Consider the following 25798-nt stretch of genomic DNA (forward strand, 5'->3'; position numbering starts at 1 on the left):
GGGGATGGTAGGCTGAGCTTTCGGGAATCTGCCTCGGTGCGGCACACAGCTATCGGGCAAGAGGCGGAGCTCTTGGCACATGCTCAGAATGTCGTCTGCATTTTAGGTTAACCCATGGGTGCTGTGGAATTTAATCGATAAAAAACAAGCCGATAATCAAGGTTCGGTGCGACGTGACGCAAGGGCAGAGTCGGTGCGAAGTCTTGGGGCAATGGTAAATGATTTGCTAATTGGCTTGCCGGTCGTGTGAATTTTAGCTATCAATGATCTCTGCCGATGCCGACCGTTCGACTCCACGTCGAGCTGATGACTAATTCGTTACGGGCATTTCAGTGGCTGAAAAATTCCCTGACGATTCAAGGCAAATATAGGGCCGATCAAATATCGACCGCAGCGAGAGTGCGTTGCGCAAGTATCTGTTGGCCGAATATCGTCGAACCTGATATTTGCAAGTAAAGCCTTATGCTATCTGTCGACGAATATTGATGATGACGGTTAAAGACGGCGCCTGGCCTATCTCGAGGGGATATGAGTTTTCCTGATGATTCAGGAGGGGCTAATGAGGGAGAGTAAAGCGTATGGTATCGTCCTCATTGGAAAATACTCCCTGATGAAAGAAGGCATCGCCCGGGTTCTTCTAGAGAAGAATTTTCGCATTCTTTCTGCGTCATCCTATGAAGAGCAATTGGCGAGCAAGCTTCGAGCCCAGAGGCACATGTTTCTCATCGCCCATACCAGCGATGATTTCGATCTCGCAGTGGCGGAAATCGAGCTGGTAAAGGACCAGCACCCGAACGTGCCGATCGCCGTGGTGACGGATCACTATGAGCCTAACGAGCCAGCTTTGGCGTTCAAGGCTGGGGCAAGCGGTTACCTCGCCAACGTCATTTCCTGCGATTCCTTCGTCAAGTCGATCGAGCTGGTGATGCTGGGTGAGACAGTGTTCCCGCCTGCATTCCCGTCATCGGCGGCCTCCTCGGCCAAAAAAAATCGCCGCCCTAAAGCCGTCCCCGTTCCCAACGACGATGAACAGGTTGCGTCATGCTCTCCGCCTGAGAGTGCGGGCGCGCCGCTGCTTTCTCCGCGGGAAATGGCGATCTTGCGTTGTCTGATCGAAGGGGACGCCAACAAGTCCATCGCGCGAAAGATCGATATCGCCGAGGCGACGGTAAAGGTTCACGTCAAAGCCATTCTGCGCAAGATCCGGGTTCAGAACCGAACGCAGGCTGCGATCTGGGGAATGAACAACGCATTGCAGCTGCAGCCGGCGAACAACAACTCCCAGTTCTCTTCCACCGATGCGGACAAAGCGCTCATGAAGTCCGCCGCCAGCGTTTATCAAGTCTGACGGAGTCCGCTAGGTCTTGGGTAGCGGCCTTCTGATGGACCGAAGGCGCATGAACGGAGATCTGGCCGACGCAGATTGCCGGCCGCGCGGCCCTTCGTCGGCAGGAGTTTGCCTGCGCAGTGCGCAGGAGGTCGCCGATGCCCGTTCTGTCAGGCGTGTGATCTCATCCCCAGCCCGGACGCCAGGCGTTCGAACCGGCGGCGATCGCGACGGAGTTGCGGGCCGCGTCGTCGGCTCTCTCGAGAGGCTGTCGCCTGCACGCTGCCGCGCCGGTTGCGATCTGCTCGGGCGGATCGTCGCAAATTCGCAAGTCATAAGCGGCTTTGATTGCACTTCGGCCGAAATCTAGCCGAAGTTCGGTCTTGAGCCTCCGCGGCGGCTTTCCTAGCCTGTTCGGTAATCGGTCGCGACAAGATCGAATGGATAGGGAGGACGGCCATCGCCTTGCCCTGGCACAGGTTGAGCCCGGACGAGCTCGCGCTGCTCGAAGCGACCTTCTGGTCGGGCGGCGTTGCGCGCTATGCTTTGGCCGATGCTCTGCAATTCTCGCGCAGCAAGACCAATGCGCTGGCGGCGGGGCTGCTCGATCAGGGCTTGCTCGACGAAGCCGGGTTTCAGCATTCGACCGGCGGGCGCCGCCCCGAGACGCTGCGGGTCAATGGCCGCATCGGCGTCCTCGTCGGCGTCGATATCGGCGCGACCAGCCTCGACGTGGCGCTGCTTCAGCCGGACCTTTCGATCATCGCGCGCCATTCCCAGGAAGCCGATGTCGGCGCCGGGCCCGGCCCGATCATGGCTCGGCTGCGCAGCCTGCTGCCGGCGATGCTCGCGCAGAACGGCATCGCGCCGGACCGCGTCCTCGCCATCGGCATCGGCGTGCCCGGCCCGGTCAACTTCGCCATCGGCCAGCTCGTCAATCCGCCGCTCATGCCCGGCTGGGACAGCTACGCCATCCGCGACGATCTGCGCGAAATCACCGCTGCCCCCGTCTTCGTCGACAACGACGTGAATCTCATGGCGCTCGGCGTGCTCTGGCGGCAGCGCAAGCAGATCGACAATTTCCTGGTGATCAAGGTTGGCACCGGCATCGGCTGCGGCATCGTCTGCCATGGCGAGCTCTATCGCGGCGCCACCGGCTCGGCCGGCGACATCGGTCATATCTGCGCCGATCCGGAGGGGCCTTTGTGCCGCTGCGGCAATCGCGGCTGCGTCGAGGCCATGGCGGCTGCGCCCGCCATCGTTGCGATGGCGATGGAGGCGGCCAAGAGCGGGCGCAGCCCGGCGCTCGCCGCGAAGCTCGCCGAGATGGGCAGGGTGGAGGCGGTCGATGTCGGCGCGGCGTCCCGTGCCGGCGATGCCGAGGCCGATGCGATCGTGCGTCGTTCCGGCCGGCTGATCGGGCAGGTGCTGGCGGCGCTCGTCAATTTCTACAACCCGTCCCACATCTTCATCGGCGGTGGCGTCGCGGCCATCGGCCCGATGTTCCTTGCCGCGATCCGGCAGAGCGTGAACCAGCGTTCGCTCGCCCTCTCGACCCGCCATCTCGAGATCACCGCCGCGCCGCTCGGCTCCGAGACGGGCCTGATCGGCGCGGGCGTGCTCGCCATGCGCGAAGCCTTGCGCAGCGGGAGCCCGGCATGAGCGAAGCGCCGCAGAAGCGAGCGGGCCTCTCCGTCGCTTTCGACGGGATCGTGAAGCGTTTTGGGTCGGTCCAGGTCCTGCATGGCGTCTCCTTTGTCCTCGAGCCCGGCCGCGTCTGCGGGCTGCTCGGCGAGAACGGCGCCGGCAAGTCCACCCTTATGAAGATCCTCGCGGGCTATGAGCAGCCGAGCGAAGGCCGGGTGCTGATCGATGGCGAGCCCGTTTCCTTCTCCGGCTCCCGCGACGCCGAGGCGCGCGGCATCGTGCTGATCCATCAGGAATTCAACCTCGCCGAGGATCTGACGATCGCCGGCAACATCTTCCTCGGGCATGAGCGCCGCAAGCGCTGGTTCCTCGACGAACGCGCCATGCACCGCGAAGCACAGGCGGCGCTCTCGGAGGTCGGCCTCGCCCGCGATCCGGACGAGCCGGTGCGTCGCCTGATCGTTGCCGAGAAGCAGCTTGTCGAGATCGCCAAGGCCCTGTCGCGCAAGGCGCGCTTCCTCATCATGGATGAGCCGACCGCGACGCTGACGCCCTCGGAAGTGGCGCGCCTTTTCGGGTTGATCGAGCGGATGAAGGTGCAGGGCGTCACCATCGTCTACATCTCGCACAAGCTCGACGAGGTCGAGCGCATTACCGACGAAGTGGTGGTGATGCGGGACGGCCGGCTGGTCGGCCGCGCGTCCACTGCCTCGCTCACCCGCCACGACATGGCGACGATGATGGTCGGCCGCGAGATCGCCGATCTCTTCCCCGACAAGGTAGAGCCGGAGGCGGCGGCAGCTCCGGCGCTGCAGGTCGCGGGCTTCACGGTCCCGGGCTGGGCGCAGGATATTTCCTTTGCCGTGCGGCCGGGCGAGATCCTCGGCTTCGCCGGGCTGGTCGGCGCCGGCCGCACCGAGCTGTTCGAAGGCCTCATGGGCCTGAGGCCGGGCAGTGGCGCGATCCGGCTCGGCGGCAAGCCGGTCGCGCTGCGCTCGCCGCGCGACGCCGCTCGCAACGGGCTCACCTATCTGAGCGAGGACCGCAAGGGAAAGGGGCTGCACACCGCCTTGCCGCTAGGCCCCAACCTGACGCTGATGGCGCTGGAACGCTATTCCCGGCCCTGGCTCGATCAGGGCGCCGAGCGTGACGCGCTGAAGGGCGCCGTCGCCGAGTTCGGCATCCGCGCTGGCTCGCTGGAGGCTCGCGCCGCCTCCCTTTCCGGCGGCAACCAGCAGAAGCTGGCGCTCGCCAAGGTGCTGCATCCGCAGCCGAAGGTGCTGGTGCTGGACGAGCCGACGCGCGGCGTCGATGTCGGCGCCAAGCGCGAAATCTATTTCCTGATCCAGAGGCTGGCGGCCCAGGGACTTGCCGTCATCGTCATCTCGTCCGAGCTGATCGAGTTGATCGGGCTAGCCCATCGCGTCGCGATCATGCGCGAGGGCCGGCTCGTGACGGTGGTGGGTGGCGACGAACTCACCGAAGAGACCATGATCGCCTATGCAACGGGAGCGCGCCATGTCGCAGCCTGAGACCTTGCAGGCCGGGCCGGCGGCAGCGCGCCGGGAGGCGGGAACCCCACTCGCCGAGCGCATCGCCAGCATTGGCCCGATCGTCGGCCTGATCCTGCTCTGCGGTCTGGGTGCGCTGCTCAACGGCGACTTCGCCACGCTCGACAATGGCTTGAACGTGCTCACCCGCACCGCCTTTATCGGCATCATCGCGGTGGGCATGTGCTTCGTCATCATCCTCGGGGGCATCGACCTGTCGGTTGGCTCGATGGCGGCGCTGATCGCTGGCTGCGTCATCATGTTCATCAACTGGGCGGCGGGCGCGCTGGGATCGCCTGTGCTCGCGGTCCTCTGCGGGGCGATGCTCGCGGTGCTGCTCGGAGCCGTCTTCGGCCTGATTCATGGCGTGCTGATCGCCAAGGGCCGCATCGAGCCCTTCATCGTCACGCTCGGCACGCTCGGCATCTTCCGCGCATATCTGACCTATTTCGCCGATGGCGGCGCGCTGACGCTGGAGAACAGCCTCGCCGACATCTACGCCCCGGTCTATTACGGCAGCCTGGCCGGCGTGCCCGTCCCCGTCATCGTCTTCCTGCTGGTCGCCGTGGTCGGGGCGCTGATCCTGAACAAGACGGTCTATGGCCGCCATGTCCAGGCGATCGGCTCCAACGAGACCGTTGCCCGCTATGCGGCTGTCGATGTCGAGCGGGTCAAGATCCTCACCTACATGCTGCTCGGTATCTGCGTCGGTATCGCCACGCTGCTCTACGTGCCGCGTCTAGGCTCGGCATCACCGACCACGGGCCTGCTCTGGGAACTGGAGGCGATCGCTTCCGTTATCGTCGGCGGTGCCGCGCTGAAGGGCGGACAGGGCAGCATCACCGGCACGGTCGTCGGCGCGATCCTGCTCTCGGTGATCGGCAATATTCTCAATCTGACGAGCCTGATCAGCGTCTATCTCAACGCTGCCGTGCAGGGCTTCGTCATCATCACTGTCGCGTTTTTGCAGAAAGGCCGCCGCTGAAGGTTGGCCACACAGGGAGAGAAGCGATGTCCATGCAGACCAGACGCAGCCTCTTGCTCGCCGCTACCGCAGCGGGCCTCGCCTTCGCGGCGACGAGTGCCGCCGCCGAGCCCGTCAATCTCGGCGTTTCCATTCCCGCCGCGACGCACAGCTTCATGGGCGGCATCAACTACTGGGCAAACCAGGCGAAGAAGGATCTCGAGGCCAAGCACAAGGACCTCAAGATCACGATCCGCACGGCGGCCAACGCGACCGAGCAGGCCAACCAGCTCCAGGATCTCAGCACGGTCAACAAGATCAACGCGCTCGTCGTCTTCCCCTTCGAGTCGGCGGCGCTGACCCGGCCGGTCGCCAATGTGAAGGCGAAGGGCGCCTATGTGACGGTGGTCGACCGCGGCCTCACCGATACCTCCGCCCAGGACGCCTATGTCGCGGGTGACAACACCGCCTTCGGCAAGATCCCGGCCGAGTACATCGCCAAGACGCTGAACGGGAAGGGCACGGTCGTCGCGCTTCGCGGCATCCCGACCACGCTCGACACCGAGCGCATGGACGCCTTCAACAGCGTGTTGAAGAACAACCCCGACATCAAGCTGCTCGATGCCAAGTTCGCCAACTGGAACCGCGACGACGCCTACAAGGTCACGCAGGACTTCCTGACGCGCTTCAAGGACATCGACGCCTTCTGGGCGGCGGATGACGACATGGCGTTCGGCGCGATCCGCGCCATCGACCAGGCTAACCGCAAGGATATCAAGGTGATCTTCGGCGGTGCCGGCGCCAAGGACATGGTCAAGGTCATCCTCGACAACAAGGACCCGCGCATCCAGGCCAATGTCAGCTATTCGCCGAAATTCATCTACGACGCGATCAAGCTGACGGCCGAGGCGCGGCTGAAGGGCGAGAAGCTGCCGGCGACCACGATCATCCCCTCGGTGCTGATCGACAAGAGCAACGCCAAGGACTTCTACTTCCCCGACTCGCCGTTCTGAGGCGCTGAGGGCTCTTCCCGGCCGCTCCGTCCGCGGAGCGGCCGCCAGATTCACGCATGGACAGGCCGATGACCGACGCATTCCCCCCCCGGCTGCGCTACGCCATGGTCGGCGGCGGTCACGGCGCCTTCATCGGCGCCGTGCACCGCCATGCCATCGCCCTCGACGGAGAGGCGGAGCTGACGGCCGGTGCGTTGTCCTCGACGCCGGAGAAGGCCCTGGCCTCCGGGCGTGCGCTCGGCCTGAGCGATATGAACAACCATCCAAGCTGGCAGGCGCTGCTCGAAGCGGAGTTGGAGCGCCCGCTGGAGGCCCGTGTCGATGCCGTCGTCATCGTCACGCCGACCGACAGCCATTTCCCGATTGCGCACGCTTTTGCAGAGGCCGGCTTCAACGTCGTCTGCGACAAGCCGTTGGTTCATACCAGCGCCCAGGCCGATGCGTTGGTCGAGACGGTCGAGGCGGTCGGCACGGTCTTCGGCGTGACCTACAATTACACCGGCTACCCGATGATCAGGCAGGCGCGCGAGATGGTGCGCTCGGGCGCGCTCGGCGCCGTCCGCAAGGTCGTGGTCGAGTACAATCAGGGCTGGCTCGCCAGCGCGCTGGAGAAGACCGGCAACAAGCAGGCCGGGTGGCGCACCGATCCCGCCCGCAGCGGCATCGCCGGAGCGCTGGGCGATATCGGCTCGCATGCCGAAAACCTCGTCTCGGCCGTCACGGGTCTGGCGATCGAGGAACTCGTCGCCGATCTCGGCGCGCTCGTGCCCGGCCGCGCGCTGGATGATGACGCGAGTATCCTGCTGCGCTTCGCCGGAGGCGCGCGAGGTGTGCTTATCGCCTCGCAGATCAATGCCGGGCTCGAGAATGACCTGCGGCTGCGTGTCTCGGGCGAGCTCGGAACGCTGGAATGGCGGCAGGAGGAGCCGAACCGGCTCGTCCACCACCGCCAGGACGGCCCGACGCAGATCCTGACGCGCGCCACGCCCTGGCTGTGTGAAGCGGCGCGCCGGGCAGGGCGGATTCCGCCCGGTCACCCGGAAGGCTTCATCGAGGCCTTCGCCAACATCTATCGCGGCATCTTCGCCGATATCCGCGCCCATCAGGCAGGCCGCGTGGCCGATGCGTTGGATGCCGACTACCCCACCGTGGTCGATGGCGCCCGCGGCGTCCGCTTCATCGAGTGCGCCGTCGCCTCTTCGTCAGAGCACTGCTGGCTGCGCCTGGAAGGGCCGAAGGGCGGCTGAAAAGCCGCCCCGGCTCTTATTTCTGCTCTGCGACTTCCAGCGGCATCGGCTTGGAGTGCTCCTTCGGCTTGAACAGCTTCATCACGAAGACGAAGAAGGCCGGGACGAGGAAGACCGCGAGGATCGTGGCCGAGATCATCCCCCCGAGCACGCCGGTGCCAATGGCGTTCTGGCTCGCGGCGCTCGCGCCGGAAGCGATCGCCAGCGGCACGACACCGAGGGTGAAGGCGAGCGAGGTCATCAGGATCGGGCGGAAGCGCAGCCGGGCGGCCTCGGTAGTCGCCTCCAGCAGCGGCTTGCCCTCGGCATGGAGATCCTTGGCGAACTCGATGATCAGGATCGCGTTCTTGGCCGAGAGGCCGATGATCGCGATCAGGCCGACCATGAAGTAGACGTCGTTGGGCATGCCCCTGAGCGTCACCGCCGCGACCGAGCCGATGACGCCGAGCGGCACCACCATCATCACTGCAATGGGGATCGACCAGCTCTCATAGAGCGCCGCGAGCAGCAGGAAAACGAACAGGATGCTGAGCCCGATCAGGAAGGGCGCCTGCGATCCCGACTGGATCTCCTGCAACGACTGGCCGGTCCATTCATAGCCGAAACCCTGTGGCAGGTCGCGCGCCAGCCGCTCCATCTCGGCGATCGCCGCACCTGACGAATAGCCCGGCGCCGCCTGCCCGGCGATGCGCACGGCGGGATAGCCGTTGTAGCCGACGACCTGGGTCGGGCCCTTCTGCCATTCGACCGTAGCGAAGGCGGAGAAGGGCACCATGCCGCCATGCACGTTGCGGACGTTGAGGCGCAGGAGATCGGCCGCCTGCATGCGCTGACTCGCCTCGGCCTGCACGGTCACGCGCTGCATGCGGCCGGCATTCGGGAAGTCGTTGACATAGGAGGAGCCGAGATTCGCCGAGATCGTGGCGTTGATGTCGGCGAAGGCGACGCCGAAAGTGTTCGCCTTCTCGCGGTCGATGATCAGGTTGACCTGGGCCGCGTCGGCCAGGCCCTCGACGCGCACTCCCGCCAGCACGGGGCTCTGCGTGGCGGCGTTGAGCAACTGCGTACGCGCCGCCGACAGCGCCTCCTGGCCGAGGCCGCCGCGATCCTGCAGGCGGAAGCTGAAGCCGGTCGAATTGCCGAGGCCCGAGATCGGCGGAGGCGAGAGCGCGAAAGTCTGCGCGTCCTTGATTTGGAACATCTTGCCGTTGATGCGCTGCGCGATCGCCGCGGCGGAATCACTCGGGCCGCGCTCGCTCCAGTCCTTCAGGGTGATGAAGGCGAGCGCCGCGTTCTCGCCGGCTCCGGCGAAGCTGTATCCGGAGATGCCGACCATGCGGGAGACGGCGGGCTCGGCCAGTACGATCTTCTCGACCTGCTGGAGAACCTCGAGGGTGCGATTGGCGCTGGCTTCCGGCGGGGCCTGGATGTCGACGAGCAGATAGCCCTGGTCCTCGTTCGGCAGGAAGGCCGAAGGCAGGCGCAGGAAGCCCCAGCCGAGGCCGGCGAGCAGTGCGAGATAGATCACCATGTAGCGGCCGGGCTTGCGCGTGATCGCGCCGACGGCGCCGGCATAGCGATGGGTCGCGCGATCGAAGCTACGGTTGAACCAGCCGAAGAAGCCCTTCTTCTCGTGATGACCGCCCTTGGCGATCGGCTTCAGGAAGGTGGCGCAGAGTGCGGGCGTCAGTGTCAGCGCCAGGAAGCCCGAGAACAGGATCGAGACCACCATCGTCAGGCTGAACTGCTGGTAGATGATGCCGACCGCGCCGGGGAAGAACGCCATCGGCACGAACACAGCCGTCAGCACCAGCGTGATGCCGATGATCGCGCCGCTGATCTGGCCCATCGCCTTGCGGGTCGCCTCCTTCGGCGGCAGCCCTTCCTCGGCCATGATGCGCTCGACATTCTCGACCACGACGATGGCATCGTCGACGAGGATGCCGATCGCCAGCACCATCGCGAACATGGTCAGCACGTTGATCGAGAAGCCGGCGGCGAACATCACGGCGCAGGTGCCGAGCAGAGCCACCGGCACGACCAGCGTCGGGATCACCGTGTAGCGGAAGTTCTGCAGGAACAGGAACATCACGACGAAGACGAGCACCATCGCCTCGAGCAGCGTGTGCATCACCTTCTCGATCGAGACCTTCACGAACGGCGATGTGTCGTAAGGGATCTCGTGCTTGAGCCCGGCGGGAAAGAAGCGGGCGAGCTCGTCCATCTTGGCGCGTACCGCCGTCGCGGTGGCCAGTGCATTGCCGGTCGGCGAGAGCTGCACGCCGATGGCCGCGCTCGGCTGGCCGTTTAGGCGGGTGGAGAAATTGTAGGACTCGCCGCCGACCTCGACCCGCGCGACATCGCGCAGCCGGACGGAGGAGCCGTCCGTGTTGGCGCGCAGCACGATCGACCCGAATTCCTCGGGCGTGGTGAGCTGGCCACGGACCAGAACCGTGGCCGAAAGCTGCGTGCCGATCGGGTTTGGCTGGGCGCCGACGCGGCCGGCCGCGACCTGCGCATTCTGTGCCTGCACGGCAGCGATGACGTCATTCGCCGTCAGCTTCAGGCCGAGCAGCTTCTCCGCATCCATCCAGATGCGCATCGAGCGCTGGGTCGCGAACAAAGTCGCGCTGCCGACGCCGGAGACGCGCCGAATCTCGCCGAGGACGTTGCGGCTGAGATAATCGCCGAGGCCGACGGCATCGACACGGCCGTCTTCCGAGGTCAGCGTCACCAGCAGCAGGAAGCTCGTGCCAGCCTGCTCGACGCGCAGGCCCTGCTGCACGACCGAGCGCGGCAGGCGCGGCTCGACGCGGCTGATCCGGTTCTGCACCTCGACCTGCGCCTCGCCGATCTTGGTGCCAGGCGCGAAGGTGACGGTCAGGTTGATGCGGCCATTCGCCTCCGATGTGGACTCGAAATAGAGCAGGCCGGGGACGCCGTTCAGCTCCTCTTCCACCGGTCGCGTGACGCTCTGGTAGATGTCCTCCGGCGAGGCGCCGGGATAGTTTGTGCTGATCGTGATCTGTGGCGGCGCGACGTTCGGATACTGCGCGATCGGCAGCATCGGGATCGTGATGACCCCGCCGAGCATGATGAAGATCGCGACGACCCAGGCGAAGATCGGCCTGTCGATGAAGAAGCTCGGCATCGTATCAGCTCTGCTTGCCGGCGGCCTTGGCCGGGGCGGCCGCCTGCCAGGGCGCACCGGTAAACGTCGCGCCCGGGCGGATCTTCTGGAAACCCTCGACGACGACCTGCTCGCCGGGCTTGAGCCCGTCATCGATCACCTGCCGGTTCTCCAGCGTCCGGCCGGCACGGACCGACCGCAGCTCCAGCGTGCCGTCCTGCTTGAGGATGTAGAGCTGCGCCTGCCCGCGGCCGTCGCGCTGGATCGCCTGCTGCGGCACGGCGATGGCGTTGCTCTGCACGCCCTGCTCGATCTCGACGCGGACATACATGCCGGGCAGGAGGTCGCCCTCCGGGTTAGGGAACTCACCGCGCAGCGTCACCTGCCCGGTGGTCGCATCGACGGTCGCTTCCGAGAACAGCAGCTTGCCCGAATGGCGATAGCGCTCGCCATTGTCGAACAGCAGCTGGACATTGGCCGCGCCGGGGTTCGAACTCGTCAGCGCACCAAGCTTGAGAGCGCGGCGCAGCGCCAGCAATTCGCCGGCGGACTGGGTGAAGTCTGCGTAGACCGGGTCGAGCTGCTGGATCGTCGCCAGAATATCGGCGGCGCCGGTGCCGACGAGCGCGCCTTCGGTGATCAGTGCGCGGCCAATCCGGCCGCTGATCGGGGCGCGGACCTCCGAATATTGCAGGTCGAGCTGCGCCGCTGCGAGACCCGCTCGCGCTGCCGCGACATCGGCGTCGGCCTGGGCGAGCGCGGCGACCGCGCTTTCCTGCTGCTGCGCACTGGCGACGTTGCGCTCGCGCAGCTCGACGATGCGGTCGGATTGCTGGCGGGCCTGCAACTGCGTCGCCTCGGCGCGCTTCAGGGTCGCCTCGGCGCTCTCGACGCGCACCCGGAACGGAGCGGGGTCGATCCGATAGAGGACGTCGCCTTGCTTGACGAGGCTGCCCTGCTGGAACACGCGCTCGACGACGATGCCCGTGACGCGTGGGCGCACCTCGGCGATGCGGGTCGGCGCGATGCGCCCCGGCAGGTTGTTGGTCACCGGCAGGTTCTGTGGCTCGACGGTGACGATGCCGACCGTCACCGGCGGCATCTGGGAGGCCGATTTGGCAGGCTGCTTCTGCTCGCTGCATGCGGCCGCGAACAGCGGCAGGGCGATGACGAGGATGCGGGAAAGGGTCGAAGTCGAGAAAGACATGGGTTCGGGCTCGGCGCTCGATGAGTTCAGTGTTTGCGTGTCAGGTCTGGGGAATCGCGCTCGGCGACTGCCCGATCAACCACCCGATCTCGGCGATCAACCTGTCGCGCTCAGGCTCCGGGAAGCTGAGCAGCCCGAACCAGTCGAGCAGGGTCAATCCCTCGACCGCGAGGAAGGCGAGCAGTGCGCCGCGCGGATGTGTCGAGGATGCGGCGATGGCGGACAGCGTGTTCTGCAGAGACTTCTGCACGGGGCCGCGCAGCTCGGCATCCTGCGCCAGAGCGACGCAGAGGTTGAGGGCGACCGCGCGGTCCTCTTCCGAGGACGAGCGCGAGGCGGCGGCCAGTCGCCCGCGAATATCCGCATCCGGCTTGCCGATTTCGGCATCGATGAAAGACTGGATCCGCTTTTCCTCGCTGCCGACACGGCGCTCGATGAGTGTGCCGATCAGCGCGCGCTTGCTCTTGTAGTCGTAGAGGACGCTGGCCTTGCTGATGCCGGCCTCTGCAGCCACGGCATCCAGCGTCAGATGCGCGGCTCCTGCCCGCATCACGACGCGTTCCGCCGCGTCGAGAACCGCCTCTCGGTCGATGGTTCTGTGCCTGCCCATGATCTGGCTTTCATAAATATCCAACCGGTTGGATATTTATTTGGGCGCGAAGAGTCAAGGCGAGCCAGATGGGCGGGCGCGCCTGACATCCGGCAGCCCGCGTTGAATTGCGTAACTTCGAGAGGAGCGGGCGCTTGCGCTTAAGTCGCGGAAAGCGCTCGGGATTCGCTCATTTCACGACGAAGCCGTGGGCGAAGGGATCGCGATCGTCGATGAAGATCGTGTTGATGCCCGTCATCCGCGCCCAGCCGGCGATGGAGGGGATGATCGCCTCGCGGTTGGCGACGGTCGTCGCGGCCTCGACACGCCCCTTGAACAGCGAGCCGATGATAGACTCATGCACGAATTCGTCCCCGACCTTGAGCTTGCCCTTGGCGGCGAGCTGGGCCATCCGCGCCGAGGTGCCGGTGCCGCAGGGCGACCGGTCGATCGCCTTCTCGCCATAGAACACCGCGTTGCGGGCGTGGGCTTCCGGCTTGGTCGCCTGGCCGGTCCACTGGATATGGGAGAGGCCCCGAATCTCCGGATGCTCGGGATGGACGAATTCGTATTTCGCGTTGAGCGCCGCGCGCAGCTTCGGCGACCAGCCGACGAGTTCGCCGGCAGTGTGATCGGCCATGTCCCGGAAGTTCTTCTGCGGCTCGACGATCGCATAGAAATTGCCGCCATAGGCGACGTCGACCACGATCTCGCCGAGGCCTTCGACCTCCGCCGTCAGCCCCTCGGCGTAGAGGAAGCCCGGCACATTGGTCAGCCGCACCTCTTCGACGAAGCGGCCCTCCTGGCGATAGGTGATATCGACCTTGCCGGCAGGCGCATCGATTGCGAGCCGGCCGGGCTCGCGCGGTGTGATCAGCCCGTTCTCGATGCCCATGGTGATCGTGCCGATGGTGCCGTGTCCGCACATTGGCAGGCAGCCCGACGTCTCGATGAAGAGCACGGCGACGTCGCAATCGGGCCGGGTCGGCGGGTAGAGGATCGAGCCGGACATCATGTCGTGGCCGCGCGGCTCGAACATCAGCCCGGTGCGGATCCAGTCGAACTCCCGCAGGAAATGCGCGCGCTTCTCCAGCATGTTCGCACCTTCAAGCCTGGGGCCGCCGCCCGAGACTAGGCGGACGGGATTGCCGCAGGTGTGGCCGTCGAGGCAGGAGAAGGTGTAGCTGGCCATAGGTCCGGTCTCCGGAGGCGCCTTGGGCCCGCGGCGATAGGCTGGCCCCATCGCCGCGCGCTCGGTTGGTACTCGCGTGTCAGGCCGCGTATTTCTGCACGGCGCCGGCCTGCTGCGTCCAGGCGGCATACCAGCTGTCGAACAGCTTGAGCTGCGCTTCGGCGTAGCCGCGCTGGCTCTCGGTCAGCATATCCGTTTCGTTGAAGTGCAGGGCGTATTCCTTGTCGCCCTTCAGCACCATCAGATGCTTGAAATAGAGCACGAGGTCGGGGCCTTCGTCGAAGGAGGAGAGGATGGCGAGCGCCTGCTCCAGCTCGAGCGCCCGCTGGCGCGCCTCGGCATCGCCCTGGGCTGCCGCCTCGGACAGCCTGCACAGATGCAGCACCTCCTTCGGCAGGACATTGCCGATGCCGGTGATCGCGCCGGTCGCGCCGCAGTTCACATAGCCGTGGAAGACCGCGGTATCGACGCCGATCATCAGCGAGACGTCGTCGCCGCGGCTGGTGATGTTCTCGGCCGCATAGCGCATGTCGGCCGGGCCGCCGAACTCCTTGAAGCCGACGAGGTTCGGATGCTCTGCCCGTAGGGCGAAGAACAGGTCGGCCCGGGTGGCGAAGCCGTAATAGGGGCTGTTGTAGATCACCGCCGGCAGATCCGGTGCGGCCGAAAGGATCGCCTTGAAATGCGCCTTCTGGGCGAGGACGACCGTGCCGCGTGAGAGCACGCGCGGGATCACCATCAAGCCCTGGGCGCCGACCTTCTGAGCATGGGCCGCAAGCGAGACGGCCGAGGCCGTGTTGACTGCGCCGGTGCCGACGATCACGGGGATGCCGGCCTTCACCAGCCGCTCGACACCTTCCATGCGCTGCGCATCCGTCAGCAGCGGCCAGTCACCCATCGAGCCGCAATAGACCACGGCCGACATGCCGGCTGCGATCAGTTCCTTGCCCTTGCGCACCAAGGCATCGAAATCGGGCGTCCGATCCGCCTTGCAAGGCGTCATCAGGGCGGGGATCACGCCCGAGAAAATCTTGGCCTTCATCGCGCTCTCCTGCTGGCTTTGTGGTTGGGGGGAGAGCGCTGTGCCGCGCCGCGACAGGCCTCTCTCCGGCATCTTTATCGCATGTTGCATATTATTTGTCGACAATAACGAAGAGCAAGCGCTACAGGGTCATCTCCAGCCGTTTGTCTCCCACCGTAAGCTTCTGGATCTGCTGGATGATCTGCTCGGCATGGGCGCGGCCGAGGCGCTCGGCCGCAACGATGTCCCGCGCGGCGATCGCGGCGATCATGTCCTCATGTTCGTCGACGAATTGCTGCGGAAGCCGGTCGTCATAGGACTGGTAGTAGAGTCGCAGGAAGCGACGGCCTTCGTCGAGAAGCCGGCTGAAGAGGCTGTTGAAATAGGGGTTGCGGCCGGCTTCGGCGATCGCCGCATGGAAGGCTGCGTTCGTTGCGATCATTGCGAGCGCGTCCTGCGCTCTCACCGCCCCGGCGAATTCCGCCTGCCGGACCCGGATCGCGTCCAGATCCTCCGGGCGATGGTTCTGGGCCGCGAGCTGCGTCGTCACCCGGTACATCAGCATCAGCGCGTCGAAGAAGGGCGACAGGTTCAGGAAGTCGAGGTTCGACACCATCGTCGAGCGATTGGGGAGGGTGACGATCAGCCCTTCGCCGGCGAGCCGCACGAGAGCCTCGCGGATGGGGGTGCGCGACATCTCGAACCGCTCGGCGAGCTGCACTTCGTCGATCGGGCTACCCGGCGGCAGCACCAGATCGAGAATCTCGTCGCGTAACAGATCGTAGACCAGCTTCACGCCGGAGCCGCGTTTGCGCTCGGGCGCTGCGTTTGTGGTCGTCTTCGCCGGTTTCATTCGCGCACCTCTTGTCGACAAGAGGGATAGTGAAGGAGCGGAACCCGATCAACGAACCACGCGCCTGACCCCGCGATTTCTTCAGATCAGCGCCAGCAGATGCAGCCCGACGAAGCAGCCGGCGCCGCCGGCGATCAGCAGCAGGGGATTGACCGGCGTCAGCATCAGCAGCGCTGTCGAGACGAGCGCGGTGCCGCGTGCGAGCCAGCCTCCGTCGAGCGATTGGATCAGCACATAGCTGGCGGCCAGGATCATCCCGGCCGCGACGGGACGCAGCCCCTTCTCGAGTGCGCGCAGCAGCCTTGCGCCCTCATAGCGCGACCAGATATGGGCCACGCCGTAGATGAGGAAGGCGGTCGGGCCGAAGATGCCGACGGTCGCGGCCAGCGCGCCCCAGAACCCGGCGATCTGCCAGCCGATCAGCGTCGCCAGGAGCGAGCCGGGCCCCGGCGCCAGCCGCGCGATGGCGAAGGCATCGACGAATTGCGTGGCGCTCAACCAGTGATGCACGTCGACGATCTGGCGGTGCATGTCGGCGATGGCGCTTTGGCCGCCGCCGATCGTCACCAGCGAGAGCGGCAGGAAGACCACGAGGATGCTGAGCGGCAGATTGGGCATCCGGTGCTCAGCCCCGATAATAGGTTACGGCGACACTCAGCGAACCGGCGGCGAGCACGGTCCAGAGCAGCGGCCATTTCAGGATGGCGACGGCAAAGAAGGTCGCGGCCATGATCGCGAGCGGAAAAACCCGGCGCGGTACGCGCCGCGCCGCCGTCAATCCCATCGCCAGCGAGAGGCCGATCGCGGCCGAGGCGGCGCCGCCGAGCGCCACATGGGTGACGGCATAGCCGCCGAGCGACGAGAAGACCGTGCCGATCAGCACGATGACGATCGCTGCCGGCACCACGATGCCGAGCCAGCAGGCGATCGCCCCGCTGCGGCCGCCGAGCTTGTAGCCGATCCAGATCGCCATATTGGTGACGTTGACGCCGGGGAGCGCCTGCGCGATCGAGAGCCCGTTGAGGAAATCCTCCTCGCTCATCAGCCGGCGCCGCTGCACGAATTCCCGCAGCATCCAGCCGCTCAGGCCGCCGCCGAAGCTGGTCAGCCCGATCCGCGCGAAGATCAGGAAGAGTTGCAGCGCGCTCGGGCGCTCGGCCAAGGCGTTCGGCATGTGATTCCAGGCCATCTGGCTGCTGAGAGGGCCAGAAAGCAGTATTTGTCGGATGTTGCCAGCGTCGGGACGCATGCGCGCCATGACGCAGGGCCGGGAAAGCTTTGGAGAGGGTAGGTCAAGCCCGGCGCAGGGTGCGCTTGACCGCGCGCTTCAGCCGGTCGCCCGCCTTGCGCACGAGCGCCCGGTTGCTGCCTTCGCTTCCGTCCGGAAGCTCCGAGATCGGCAAAGCCGTGCCCTCCGGCCCGGTCGGCGCGGCGCCGTTGCGAAAGCCGATGATCGCGGCAGCCGGGCTGGCCGCGGGCCCGAGCGCGACAGCTGGCAGCGGGAGGCTCGCGAGGCTCGGGCTGCTCGGGCCGAGGATGGCCTTGATCGGCAGGTGGTCGGAGGCGATGCGCGCCAGCGGCGTATCGTGGACCGTGACGTCGGACAGCATCTCCGGCCGGTTGGCGATGATGCGGTCGAGCGCGAGCAGCGGCAGGCCCGAGGGAAAGCTGGGTACGGGCATCGGCAGCGCGCCGAAAGTGGGCCCGAGCTCCTTGAGCGACGAACGGTCGCCGAGGCGCCATTCATTGAGGTCCCCGAGCAGGAGCGTGGGGCGCTCGTCGCGGTTCCTCATCACGTCGAGGAGCATGCGAGCCTGCTGCGAGCGCGAACGGCGCAGCAGGCCGAGATGGGCGGCGACGATGCGCACCTCCCTGCCGCCCTCCAGATCGAGGTCGACGACCAGCGCGCCGCGTGGTTCGAGCCCGGGCAGGGAGACCTGATGGACGTCCCGCACCAGCCCCTGCCTGAACAGCACGACATTGCCGTGCCAGCCATGGGCGGCGGCGTTGGCGCTCTCGATGGGGACCGGGATGAGGCCCGTCTCCTCCTTCAGCCTCGCGAGGTCGAGCAGGCCGTGGCGGGCGCCGAAACGCTTGTCGGCCTCCTGCAGGGCGATGATGTCGGGGGCGATCTCGCGGATCACCTGCGCGATGCGGCCGGGATCGAAGCGACCGTCGACGCCGACGCATTTGTGGACGTTGTAGGAGGCGATGAGCGTGCCTGCCGGCCGCTCGCCCGGCCCATGCCTGGGCGCTTCATCGCGGTTCTTCCGCTGGCGGAGCGAGGCGATGATGCTGGCGCGCAGGCTCGGGCTCTTCTTCTGCATCGCTCTGCCGTTTGAGGCTTTGGCCCGCTCGAATCGAACAGGACGAAGCTTTGCATATCCATCGCGTCAGGGCGTTGACCGTTTCGGCTCAAAGATAGGGAGAGCCGAGCCAGATCAACCTGTCCATCAGACGCAAGACATAAGGGCGTGCGCGCAGGCCGGCAAGCGTGACAGGTGTCGCCTGCGCCATCACGGCCTCGACGCGCTCGGCAATTCCGCCGGCGAAATCATGGTCGAGCACTTCGATATCGATCTCGAAATTCAGCCTGAGCGAACGGGGGTCGAGGTTCGAGGAGCCGACATAGGCCCAGCAACCATCGACGACGAAGAGCTTGGAATGGTCGAACGGGCCGGTCGAGCGCCAGATTCGGCAGTAATTCTTGAGAATCTGGTCGAATTGCGCAGTCATCGCCCTGTCGACCAGCACCAGATTGTTGACGGAGGGGACGATGATGTCGATATCGACGCCGCGCCGCGCCGCCGTGACGAGCGCGCTGATCAATTCCTGATCCGGCAGGAAATAGGGCGACATGATCCTGACGGAGCGCCGCGCGACCGAAAGTGCGCCCATCAAGAGCTTGTGATTGGTCTCCAGATAGCTGTCCGGGCCGGACGGAACGGCCCGCACGAGCGCGGCGAGTTCGCTGGCGGCAGGCAAGGTGATGTCCCATGCCGGGCCTTCGAGCGCCTCGCCGGAGGCGAAGCGCCAGTCCTCCGCCGCGACCATGAAGAGATCGGCGACGATGGGCCCGGTCAGGCGGAAATGCGTGTCATGGGCATAGGCGTCTCCTGCGAACTCGCGGGTGAAGCCCTGGCGGATGTTCATGCCGCCCATGAAGGCGACGGTCCCGTCGACGACGATGATCTTCCTGTGCGTCCGCAGATTGGCGTAGGGCAGCCTGAGGCCCATGATGATGTTGCCGTTGAACACGTCGACCGCGACGCCGCCCTCGCGCAGATGGCCGGCGATGCTTGGCACCGAATAGCGGGCGCCGACCGCATCGATCAGCACGCGCACCGCGATCCCGCGCCGATGCGCGGCGATCAGCGCATCGGCGATGCGCAGGCCGATAGGGTCGCGGTCGAAGATGTAGCTCTCGAGGATGACGCTGCGCTCGGCCGCCCCGATGGCGGCAAGCATGGCGCTGTAGGCTTCGTCGCCGCTTCGCAGGGTTTCGATGCTGTTGCCGGTGGTCAGAGGATGGCGGGCGACGCGGTCGCCCAAAGTCTTGAGCGCCGCGAAGCGCTGCCCGAACCGCGCCCCGACCACCTTGTCGCTGGCGTGGAAGTGCGTTCCGGGTCGACCATGGCCGGGCCGTTGCGCCAGGATCGTGGCGCGTCGGATCCGGTTCACGCCCGCAATCGCATAGAGAAGGGGGCCGACGATCGGCGAAAGGATGATGACGCCGGTCCAGCCGATGGCGGCGCGCACTTCGTCCTTCGTCATCACCGCATGCGCGCCTGCGACGGCCGCCATCACGATGGAGATGGCGGCAAGGATATGCGGCCAATAGGCTTGGAGAATCCCCCACATGCCCGTGAAGCTAGCGCGTGGGCGGCCGGTTCGCCATGGCGGCGGTTTGGAGGGGGCGTCCCGATCGCCAGGAAGACGGTGCGCCCCATTCGCTGTCATCACGCGTCAGGGATGGGAGGGAGGGCGGCGAGACCGGACTCGCCTTCCGCCGGGGAGAGGCTTATAAAGGAACAAAGAGAGAACAGTTACCTTATTGCCATGCCCGTAACCACTACCTTGACCTTGGCCGATCTGCGCCGCAGCCTTGCCGAAGGGGCCCTACGCGCCGGGCCGGCTTCGCAGGCGCGGATCGGCCTGGGCGTGGCTTCGCTGGACGAGACCCTGAATGGCGGTCTCGCGCGGGCGGCACTGCACGAGGTCTACGCCGCCGAGATTGCCGATCTCGCCGCCGCGACCGGCTTCGCGCTCGGACTCGCTTTGAGGGCGGGGGCAGCGGAGGAAAAGGCTGCTGAACGGCCGATCCTTTGGGCACGGCAGGATTTCGTCGATGCCGAGGCGGGCCGGCTGCACGCGCCGGGGCTCAACGAACTCGGCCTCGACCCGGCGCGCCTCCTGCTGGTGCGGGCGCGCGACGGCGAAAGCGTGCTGCGGGCCGGTGCCGAGGCGGCGCGCTGCCCGGCGCTCGGCGCCGTGCTGATCGAGCCCTGGGGGGAGCCGCGCTCCTTCGACCTGACGGCGAGCCGCCGCCTCGTCTTGGCGGCCGAAGGCTCGGGCGTCCCGGTTCTGCTGCTGCGGGTGGCGGCGGCCGAGGCGCCGAGCGCGGCGCGCACGCGCTGGCAGGTCCGGACGCTCGCCTCGCGGGCGCTGGAGGCCAATGCCCCGGGTGCCCCGGCCTTCGCCTTGAGATTGCTGCGCCAGCGCGGCGGCGCGGCGGAACGTGAGTGGCGTGTGGAGTGGGACCGTGATCGACGATCTTTCGCGGAACGCAGCCTTTTCGACCGATCCGACAGACTGGCTTCCCGGACAGACCATGCCGCGCCGCTATCTCGCCCTCTGGTTCCCCTTCCTGGCGACGGACAGGTTGCGGCGGACGGGCGCGATTCCGGCCTTCGGCGCGCCGGCTGAGAAGCCGTATGTCCTGGTCGAGACGCAGCACAACGCGCTGCGCCTGGTCGATTGTGACCGGCGTGCTCTCGATCTCGGTCTGGCCCGCGGCCTGACGCTGGCTGATGCCCGCGCCCGTATCCCCGATCTCGTCGCGCTGGAGGCCGAGCCGCAGGCGGACCGCCAGTTTCTAGAAGCGCTCGCTGCCTTCTGCGACCGCTTCACGCCCCTGGCCGCGCTCGATGAGCCGCATGGTCTCATGCTCGACATCACCGGCTGCGCCCATCTCTTCGGTGGCGAGGAGGGGATGGTCGGCCTTGTGCGGCGGGTGATGGACCGGATGGGCTTGAGCCTGAAAGCCGCCATCGCCGGCACGCCCGATGCCGCCCGCGCCTGCGCCCGCTTCGCACGGGGAGGCATTATCCCGCCGGGGCAGGATGAAGCGGCGCTGCGACCGCTGCCGGTCGCGGCGCTGGAGGCCGAAGCGGAGACCGTGATCGCGCTCTCCCGCGCCGGCTTGAAGAGGCTGGCCGATCTCGCGGAGCGCCCCTCGGAAACCCTCTCCGCCCGCTTCGGCGAGGGGTTGGCGATGAAGCTCCGGCGCATCCTCGGCCACGAGGATAGGCGCATCGTGCCGCTGCGTCCGCCGCCCGATTGCGTGGTCGAGCGCCATTTCGCCGAGCCCTTCGCCGATACTGCGAGCCTCGAGGCCGAGGTCACCCGCCTGATCGGGGAAGCCGCGCGGGTGCTGGAGGCGCGCGGCGAAGGCGGGCGCGTCTTCGAGATCGCCTTCTTCCGCAGCGACGGCGCTGTCCGCCGTCTCGCCATCGAGACCGGCCGGCCCTCGCGCGATGCCAAGGCGCTGCTCCGGCTCTATCGCGAGCGTATCGAGGCGCTGGCCGATCCGCTCGATCCCGGTTTCGGCTTCGATGCGATCAAGCTCGCCGTGCCGGTCTGCGAACCGCTGAACACGCCGCAACACAGCCTCGATGGCCGCGCCGTCGAGGAGGAGGCCGTGGCTGATCTCGTCGACCGGCTCGTCACCCGCTTCGGCCGTGACCGGGTGCTGCGCTTCGCGGCGCAGGACACGCACCATCCCGTTCGTGCGGCAAAAGCGCTCTCGGCCGCCGCGCCGCTGTCGCAAGCGCCCTGGCCCGAACCCGAGCCGGCGGAGCCGCCGGCCCGCCCGCTCCAGCTCTTCGAGCCGCCACAGCCGGTCGAGGCCATCGCGGAAGTGCCGGACGGCCCCCCGATCCGCTTCCGCTGGCGGCGTCTCACCCATGACGTCGCCCGCGCCGAAGGTCCCGAGCGCATCGCCCCCGAATGGTGGCGCGACGGCAGCGACGAGCCGATGCGCGACTATTACCGCGTCGAGGATGCGCAGGGCCGGCGGTTCTGGCTTTATCGCACCGGCTTCTACGAAGCCGACAGCGCGCCGCCGCGCTGGTTCCTGCACGGGCTCTTCGCATGAATCAGATTGCGAGCCCCTTCGCCGAACCCGTTGCGGCAACGAATTTTTCTTTCCTGCGCGGCGCCTCGCCGGGGCCGAATATGGTGCTGACGGCGCTGCTGCTTGGATATGCCGGTATCGGCATCGCCGATCGCAACACGGTGGCGGGCGTCGTGCGTGCCTGGGCCGCGCTGAAGCATCTGCGTGAGGACGGCTTGCCGGCGCCGGAAAAGGTGCGCGAGGGCGGTTGCCCGGGCGAGTATGTCTGGATTGAGAACCCGGCCTTCGCGGAGGTGCCCTTCACCCCCGAGCAGATGAAGGCGATGGCGGAGAGCTTCAAGCTCGCGACCGGCACCCGCCTCGTCTTCGCCGACGGCACGCCCGACATCGTCGTCTATCCGGCCAATCGCGAGGGTTGGGGGCGCCTCTGCAGGCTGCTCAGCCATGGCAATCGCAAGGAAGGCGTGAAGAAGGGAGAATGCCGCCTCGTCATCGATGATCTCCTGAATGATGCCCGCGACCTGCTGCTGATCCTGATGCCGGCGCAGCGCCTTGACGGCCTGCCGGAACTGCTCGCGCAGCTCGACGATGCCGCACCCGGCGCGGTCTGGCTCGGTGCCAGCATGCACCGGCGCGGCGACGACCGCCGCCGCCTCGCGCGTCTCAAGGCCATCGCCGCCGCGACCCGCACCCCGCTGATCGCGACCAATGACGCGCTTTACGATTCCATCGAACAGCGTGATCTGCAGGACGTACTCAGCTGCATCCGCGAGGGCGTCACCATCGAGCGTGCCGGGCGCCTGCTCGAATTCAATGCCGAGCGTCATCTCAAGCTGCCGCAGGAAATGGCCCGCCTCTTCCGTGACGCACCCGAGGCCATCGCCGAGACGCAAGCCCTCTTCTCCCGCGTCGAGTTCGATCTCGGCCAGCTGAAATACGAGTATCCCGACGAGCCGATCCCGCCCGGGTGGAAGGATCAGGACTGGCTGGTGGAACTGGTTCGCCGATGCTGCCTGATCCGCTATCCGGATGGCGTTCCGGATAAGGTTCAGGGCTTGCTGGCGAAGGAACTCGACCTGATCGGGAAGCTCGAATACGCCCGCTATTTCCTGACCATCCGCCAGATCGTCGAATTCGCGGAGAGCAAAGGCATCCTCTGCCAGGGCCGCGGCTCGGCCGCCAATTCCGCCGTCTGCTACGTGCTCGGCATCACCGCGGTCGATCCGGCCGACAACGACGTGCTGTTCGAACGCTTCATTTCGACCGAGCGCAAGGAGCCGCCCGATATCGACGTCGATTTCGAGCATGAGCGGCGGGAGGAGGTGATCCAGTGGATCTATAAATTCTATGGCCGCCACCGCGCCGGCATCGCCGCCACCGTGATCCATTACCGGCCGCGCAGCGCCATCCGCGAAGTCGGCAAGGTGCTGGGGCTGACAGAGGACATCACCGCCCGCCTTGCCGACACGCAATGGGGAAGCTGGGGCACGGAGATCGGCGATGCCCGTGTTCGTCAGGCCGGGCTCGATCCGACGAATCCGACGATCCGCCGCGCCGTCGACTTCGCGGTGCGGCTACTGCATTTTCCTCGCCATCTCTCGCAGCATGTCGGCGGCTTCGTCTTGTCGCGCGGGCGCCTCGACGAAACCGTGCCGATCGGCAACGCTGCGATGGCGGACCGCACCTTCATCGAATGGGACCGCGACGACATCGACGAGCTCAAGCTGATGAAGGTCGATGTGCTGGCCTTGGGCATGCTGACCTGCATCCGCAAAGCGTTCGAGCTGATCGCAGGCCACGACGGAAAACCCTATCAACTCGCCGATTTCACGGATGGCGACGAAGGCACCTATGACATGCTCTGCGAAGGCAAGTCGCTGGGCGTCTTCCAAGTCGAGAGTCGCGCCCAGATGAACATGCTGCCGCGCCTCAAGCCGCGAAAATTCTACGATCTCGTGATTCAGGTCGCGATCGTCCGGCCCGGCCCGATCCAGGGCGACATGGTCCATCCCTATCTGAAGCGGCGGGCGGGCATCGAGAAGGTGACCTATCCCTCGCCCGCACCGGAGCATGGTCCTCCGGACGAGCTCTACGAAGTGCTCAAGAAGACCGAAGGCGTCCCGCTCTTCCAGGAGCAGGCGATGCGCCTCGCCATGGTAGCCGCCAAATTCTCCGACATCGAAGCCAACGGCCTGCGCAAGGCGATGGCGACTTTTCGCAACGATGGCACCATCGGCAATTACGAAGATCTGGTGGTGGGACGGATGGTCGATCGCGGCTATGAGCGCGATTTCGCCCAGCGCTGCTTCGAGCAGATCAAGGGCTTCGGCAGCTACGGCTTCCCGGAGAGCCACGCAGCTTCCTTCGCCAAGCTGGTCTACATCTCCTCCTATCTGAAGAAGCATCACCCGGCCGCTTTCGCCTGCGCGTTGCTGAACTCGCAGCCTATGGGCTTCTACGCCCCGGCCCAGATCGTCCGGGAGGCGCAGGAGAACGGCGGCGTCGAGCCGCATCCTGTCGATGTCAATTCCAGCTGTTGGGACAACGGGCTGGAGGAAGCCGACGATGGGCAATCGGTAATCGGAGCCGATAGCTCTCATCCGGGCCACCTCGCCGAAAAAAGCGCGGGGAACCTTCTCCCGGAGGGAGAGGGCAGGGTGAGGGGTTCTCCCGGTTCCTGCACTCAAAAGGGGGCGGGCGAACCGAAGGAGAAACACCCCTTCGCCCTGCGCCTCGGCTTCCGCCAGATCGACGGCTTCAAGGAGGATTGGGGCAAAGCCATCGCGGAAGCACGAGAAGCGGGTGGCGCCTATCGCGACGTCGAGGACCTCATGCGCCGGGCCGCTCTGCCTGCCCGCGCCATGCGCCTGCTCGCCGATGCCGACGCCTTCCGCTCGCTCGGACTGGACCGGCGCGAGGCGCTCTGGGCCGTGCGCCGCCTGCCGGACGACGCGGCTCTGCCGCTGTTCCAGGCGGCGCAGGCGCGCGAGCTGGGGCAGGAGCCGACGGTGGCTCTGCCTGTCATGCCGCTCGCCGAGCACATCGTCGCCGATTATCAGACCGTCCGGCTCTCGCTGAAGGGGCATCCGATGCAGCTTTTGCGCCCGCGCTTCCGCCGCGAGGGCATCCTGAGCTGCGCCGAGACCAACGCGAAGCCCGACGCCGCCTTCGCCCGCACGGCCGGAATCGTGCTGGTGCGCCAGCGTCCGGGCAATGGCAACGCCATCTTCGGCACGCTGGAGGACGAGACCGGCATCGCCAATGTCGTGATCTGGGCGCGGTTGTTCGAGCGTTTCCGTCGCGAGGTCATGGGCGCGCGGCTGATGCTGGTCGAGGGCAGGGTGCAGAAGAGCGTCGAGGGGGTGATCCACCTCATGGCCCAGCGCATTATCGATCGCTCGGCCGATCTGCTCTCGCTGTCGGACACGCATCGTGCCGAGATTCCCATGCCCGTCGACGAGCTGAAGAACCCGCCGCTGCCGCGCCACCGCCATCCGCGAAATGTGCGCATTCTGCCGAAATCGCGGGATTTCCATTGAGAGGACGAGCATTCGTTTGTTTCGCCTCGTTCGGATCGTCGTCGTAGTACCCGTTCGGGGAGGTATTGCGTTCGTTAAAACAATCTTCTCCTCTGAAAGTGAAATAAGAAAAAACCCGCTCCTGCATGTGAATTGAGCTTTGGGACCTGCGGGTATAAGTCGTC

Annotated in this window: 18 protein-coding genes and 1 pseudogene; 9 read left to right on the top strand and 10 right to left on the bottom strand. The window is 66.2% G+C overall.

The genetic code is table 11. The features are described from left to right. Positions 1 to 610 precede the first annotated feature (610 nt). The 6 genes from AC1DEZ_RS10490 to AC1DEZ_RS10515 all read left to right on the top strand — a co-directional run bounded on the left by AC1DEZ_RS10490 (position 611) and on the right by AC1DEZ_RS10515 (position 7748). Positions 611 to 1348: a LuxR C-terminal-related transcriptional regulator gene (locus tag AC1DEZ_RS10490; protein ID WP_441511273.1), complete on the top strand. Its 738-nt coding sequence runs from the start codon at positions 611 to 613 to the stop codon at positions 1346 to 1348. Between the two features lie 444 nt (positions 1349 to 1792). Continuing rightward, the gene (locus tag AC1DEZ_RS10495; protein WP_441511274.1) at positions 1793 to 2989 is read left to right on the top strand and encodes an ROK family protein; all 1197 of its coding nucleotides are present in this window, start codon (positions 1793 to 1795) and stop codon (positions 2987 to 2989) included. Then, the gene (locus AC1DEZ_RS10500; protein WP_476779682.1) at positions 2986 to 4506 is read left to right on the top strand and encodes a sugar ABC transporter ATP-binding protein; all 1521 of its coding nucleotides are present in this window, start codon (positions 2986 to 2988) and stop codon (positions 4504 to 4506) included. The genes AC1DEZ_RS10495 and AC1DEZ_RS10500 overlap by 4 nt, the downstream gene beginning before the upstream one ends. Next, the gene (locus AC1DEZ_RS10505) at positions 4493 to 5509 is read left to right on the top strand and encodes an ABC transporter permease (RefSeq protein ID WP_441511276.1); all 1017 of its coding nucleotides are present in this window, start codon (positions 4493 to 4495) and stop codon (positions 5507 to 5509) included. Before AC1DEZ_RS10500 ends, AC1DEZ_RS10505 begins: the two co-directional genes overlap by 14 nt. A gap of 26 nt (positions 5510 to 5535) precedes the next feature. Further along, the gene (locus AC1DEZ_RS10510; protein ID WP_441511277.1) at positions 5536 to 6501 is read left to right on the top strand and encodes a substrate-binding domain-containing protein; all 966 of its coding nucleotides are present in this window, start codon (positions 5536 to 5538) and stop codon (positions 6499 to 6501) included. A gap of 68 nt (positions 6502 to 6569) precedes the next feature. Continuing rightward, positions 6570 to 7748 carry a Gfo/Idh/MocA family protein gene (locus AC1DEZ_RS10515; RefSeq protein ID WP_441511278.1) on the top strand — a complete coding sequence of 393 codons (1179 nt, stop codon included), beginning with the start codon at positions 6570 to 6572 and terminating at the stop codon, positions 7746 to 7748. A gap of 16 nt (positions 7749 to 7764) precedes the next feature. On the opposite strand, the gene AC1DEZ_RS10520 is transcribed toward AC1DEZ_RS10515, so the two are convergent. The 10 genes and pseudogenes from AC1DEZ_RS10520 to AC1DEZ_RS10565 all read right to left on the bottom strand — a co-directional run bounded on the left by AC1DEZ_RS10520 (position 7765) and on the right by AC1DEZ_RS10565 (position 19601). Continuing rightward, a complete protein-coding gene (locus tag AC1DEZ_RS10520) occupies positions 7765 to 10899 on the bottom strand; it encodes a multidrug efflux RND transporter permease subunit (protein WP_441511279.1) in 3135 nt (1044 codons plus the stop codon). A 4-nt stretch (positions 10900 to 10903) separates the two neighbouring features. Continuing rightward, positions 10904 to 12085: an efflux RND transporter periplasmic adaptor subunit gene (locus AC1DEZ_RS10525; RefSeq protein ID WP_441511280.1), complete on the bottom strand. Its 1182-nt coding sequence runs from the start codon at positions 12083 to 12085 to the stop codon at positions 10904 to 10906. A 40-nt stretch (positions 12086 to 12125) separates the two neighbouring features. After that, complete coding sequence (locus tag AC1DEZ_RS10530; RefSeq protein WP_441511281.1) at positions 12126 to 12695, bottom strand: TetR/AcrR family transcriptional regulator; 570 nt, start codon at positions 12693 to 12695, stop codon at positions 12126 to 12128. A 169-nt stretch (positions 12696 to 12864) separates the two neighbouring features. Then, complete coding sequence (locus AC1DEZ_RS10535) at positions 12865 to 13866, bottom strand: 4-hydroxyproline epimerase (protein WP_441511282.1); 1002 nt, start codon at positions 13864 to 13866, stop codon at positions 12865 to 12867. A gap of 79 nt (positions 13867 to 13945) precedes the next feature. After that, positions 13946 to 14908 carry a dihydrodipicolinate synthase family protein gene (locus AC1DEZ_RS10540; RefSeq protein ID WP_476779683.1) on the bottom strand — a complete coding sequence of 321 codons (963 nt, stop codon included), beginning with the start codon at positions 14906 to 14908 and terminating at the stop codon, positions 13946 to 13948. Between the two features lie 121 nt (positions 14909 to 15029). Continuing rightward, positions 15030 to 15740, bottom strand: coding sequence for a GntR family transcriptional regulator (locus tag AC1DEZ_RS10545; RefSeq protein WP_441511284.1), 711 nt, complete (start codon positions 15738 to 15740; stop codon positions 15030 to 15032). 81 nt (positions 15741 to 15821) lie between these two features. Further along, on the bottom strand, positions 15822 to 16358 hold the full coding sequence (locus tag AC1DEZ_RS10550; RefSeq protein WP_441511285.1) for a chromate transporter: 537 nt from the start codon (positions 16356 to 16358) through the stop codon (positions 15822 to 15824). Between the two features lie 7 nt (positions 16359 to 16365). Then, complete coding sequence (locus AC1DEZ_RS10555; RefSeq protein WP_441511286.1) at positions 16366 to 16914, bottom strand: chromate transporter; 549 nt, start codon at positions 16912 to 16914, stop codon at positions 16366 to 16368. Positions 16915 to 17272: 358 nt separating this feature from the next. Further along, positions 17273 to 18067, bottom strand: a pseudogene (locus AC1DEZ_RS10560) (endonuclease/exonuclease/phosphatase family protein); the annotation flags it as partial. Positions 18068 to 18155: 88 nt separating this feature from the next. After that, positions 18156 to 19601 carry a phospholipase D-like domain-containing protein gene (locus tag AC1DEZ_RS10565; protein ID WP_441511287.1) on the bottom strand — a complete coding sequence of 482 codons (1446 nt, stop codon included), beginning with the start codon at positions 19599 to 19601 and terminating at the stop codon, positions 18156 to 18158. A gap of 198 nt (positions 19602 to 19799) precedes the next feature. On the opposite strand from AC1DEZ_RS10565, the gene AC1DEZ_RS10570 reads away from it, so the two are divergent. Genes AC1DEZ_RS10570 through AC1DEZ_RS10580 form a run of 3 tightly spaced genes read left to right on the top strand, consistent with a single transcriptional unit; the run spans position 19800 to position 25634 of the window. Next, on the top strand, positions 19800 to 20666 hold the full coding sequence (locus AC1DEZ_RS10570) for an ImuA family protein (protein WP_441511288.1): 867 nt from the start codon (positions 19800 to 19802) through the stop codon (positions 20664 to 20666). Next, the gene (locus tag AC1DEZ_RS10575) at positions 20572 to 22116 is read left to right on the top strand and encodes a Y-family DNA polymerase (RefSeq protein WP_441511289.1); all 1545 of its coding nucleotides are present in this window, start codon (positions 20572 to 20574) and stop codon (positions 22114 to 22116) included. Before AC1DEZ_RS10570 ends, AC1DEZ_RS10575 begins: the two co-directional genes overlap by 95 nt. Beyond that, a complete protein-coding gene (locus tag AC1DEZ_RS10580) occupies positions 22113 to 25634 on the top strand; it encodes an error-prone DNA polymerase (protein ID WP_476779684.1) in 3522 nt (1173 codons plus the stop codon). The genes AC1DEZ_RS10575 and AC1DEZ_RS10580 overlap by 4 nt, the downstream gene beginning before the upstream one ends. Positions 25635 to 25798 lie beyond the last annotated feature (164 nt).

The organism is Allobosea sp. 10L422, from assembly GCF_056395345.1.

Excerpts from the sequence above, each read along its gene's own strand:
- AC1DEZ_RS10490 (WP_441511273.1), top strand. The coding sequence starts at position 611 with ATGAAAGAAGGCATCGCCCGGGTTCTTCTAGAGAAGAATTTTCGCATT.
- AC1DEZ_RS10500 (WP_476779682.1), top strand. The coding sequence starts at position 2,986 with ATGAGCGAAGCGCCGCAGAAGCGAGCGGGCCTCTCCGTCGCTTTCGAC.
- AC1DEZ_RS10505 (WP_441511276.1), top strand. The coding sequence starts at position 4,493 with ATGTCGCAGCCTGAGACCTTGCAGGCCGGGCCGGCGGCAGCGCGCCGG.
- AC1DEZ_RS10510 (WP_441511277.1), top strand. The coding sequence starts at position 5,536 with ATGTCCATGCAGACCAGACGCAGCCTCTTGCTCGCCGCTACCGCAGCG.
- AC1DEZ_RS10515 (WP_441511278.1), top strand. The coding sequence starts at position 6,570 with ATGACCGACGCATTCCCCCCCCGGCTGCGCTACGCCATGGTCGGCGGC.
- AC1DEZ_RS10520 (WP_441511279.1), bottom strand. The coding sequence starts at position 10,899 with ATGCCGAGCTTCTTCATCGACAGGCCGATCTTCGCCTGGGTCGTCGCG.
- AC1DEZ_RS10525 (WP_441511280.1), bottom strand. The coding sequence starts at position 12,085 with ATGTCTTTCTCGACTTCGACCCTTTCCCGCATCCTCGTCATCGCCCTG.
- AC1DEZ_RS10530 (WP_441511281.1), bottom strand. The coding sequence starts at position 12,695 with ATGGGCAGGCACAGAACCATCGACCGAGAGGCGGTTCTCGACGCGGCG.
- AC1DEZ_RS10535 (WP_441511282.1), bottom strand. The coding sequence starts at position 13,866 with ATGGCCAGCTACACCTTCTCCTGCCTCGACGGCCACACCTGCGGCAAT.
- AC1DEZ_RS10540 (WP_476779683.1), bottom strand. The coding sequence starts at position 14,908 with ATGAAGGCCAAGATTTTCTCGGGCGTGATCCCCGCCCTGATGACGCCT.
- AC1DEZ_RS10545 (WP_441511284.1), bottom strand. The coding sequence starts at position 15,740 with ATGAAACCGGCGAAGACGACCACAAACGCAGCGCCCGAGCGCAAACGC.
- AC1DEZ_RS10550 (WP_441511285.1), bottom strand. The coding sequence starts at position 16,358 with ATGCCCAATCTGCCGCTCAGCATCCTCGTGGTCTTCCTGCCGCTCTCG.
- AC1DEZ_RS10555 (WP_441511286.1), bottom strand. The coding sequence starts at position 16,914 with ATGCCGAACGCCTTGGCCGAGCGCCCGAGCGCGCTGCAACTCTTCCTG.
- AC1DEZ_RS10565 (WP_441511287.1), bottom strand. The coding sequence starts at position 19,601 with ATGTGGGGGATTCTCCAAGCCTATTGGCCGCATATCCTTGCCGCCATC.
- AC1DEZ_RS10570 (WP_441511288.1), top strand. The coding sequence starts at position 19,800 with ATGCCCGTAACCACTACCTTGACCTTGGCCGATCTGCGCCGCAGCCTT.
- AC1DEZ_RS10575 (WP_441511289.1), top strand. The coding sequence starts at position 20,572 with ATGCCGCGCCGCTATCTCGCCCTCTGGTTCCCCTTCCTGGCGACGGAC.
- AC1DEZ_RS10580 (WP_476779684.1), top strand. The coding sequence starts at position 22,113 with ATGAATCAGATTGCGAGCCCCTTCGCCGAACCCGTTGCGGCAACGAAT.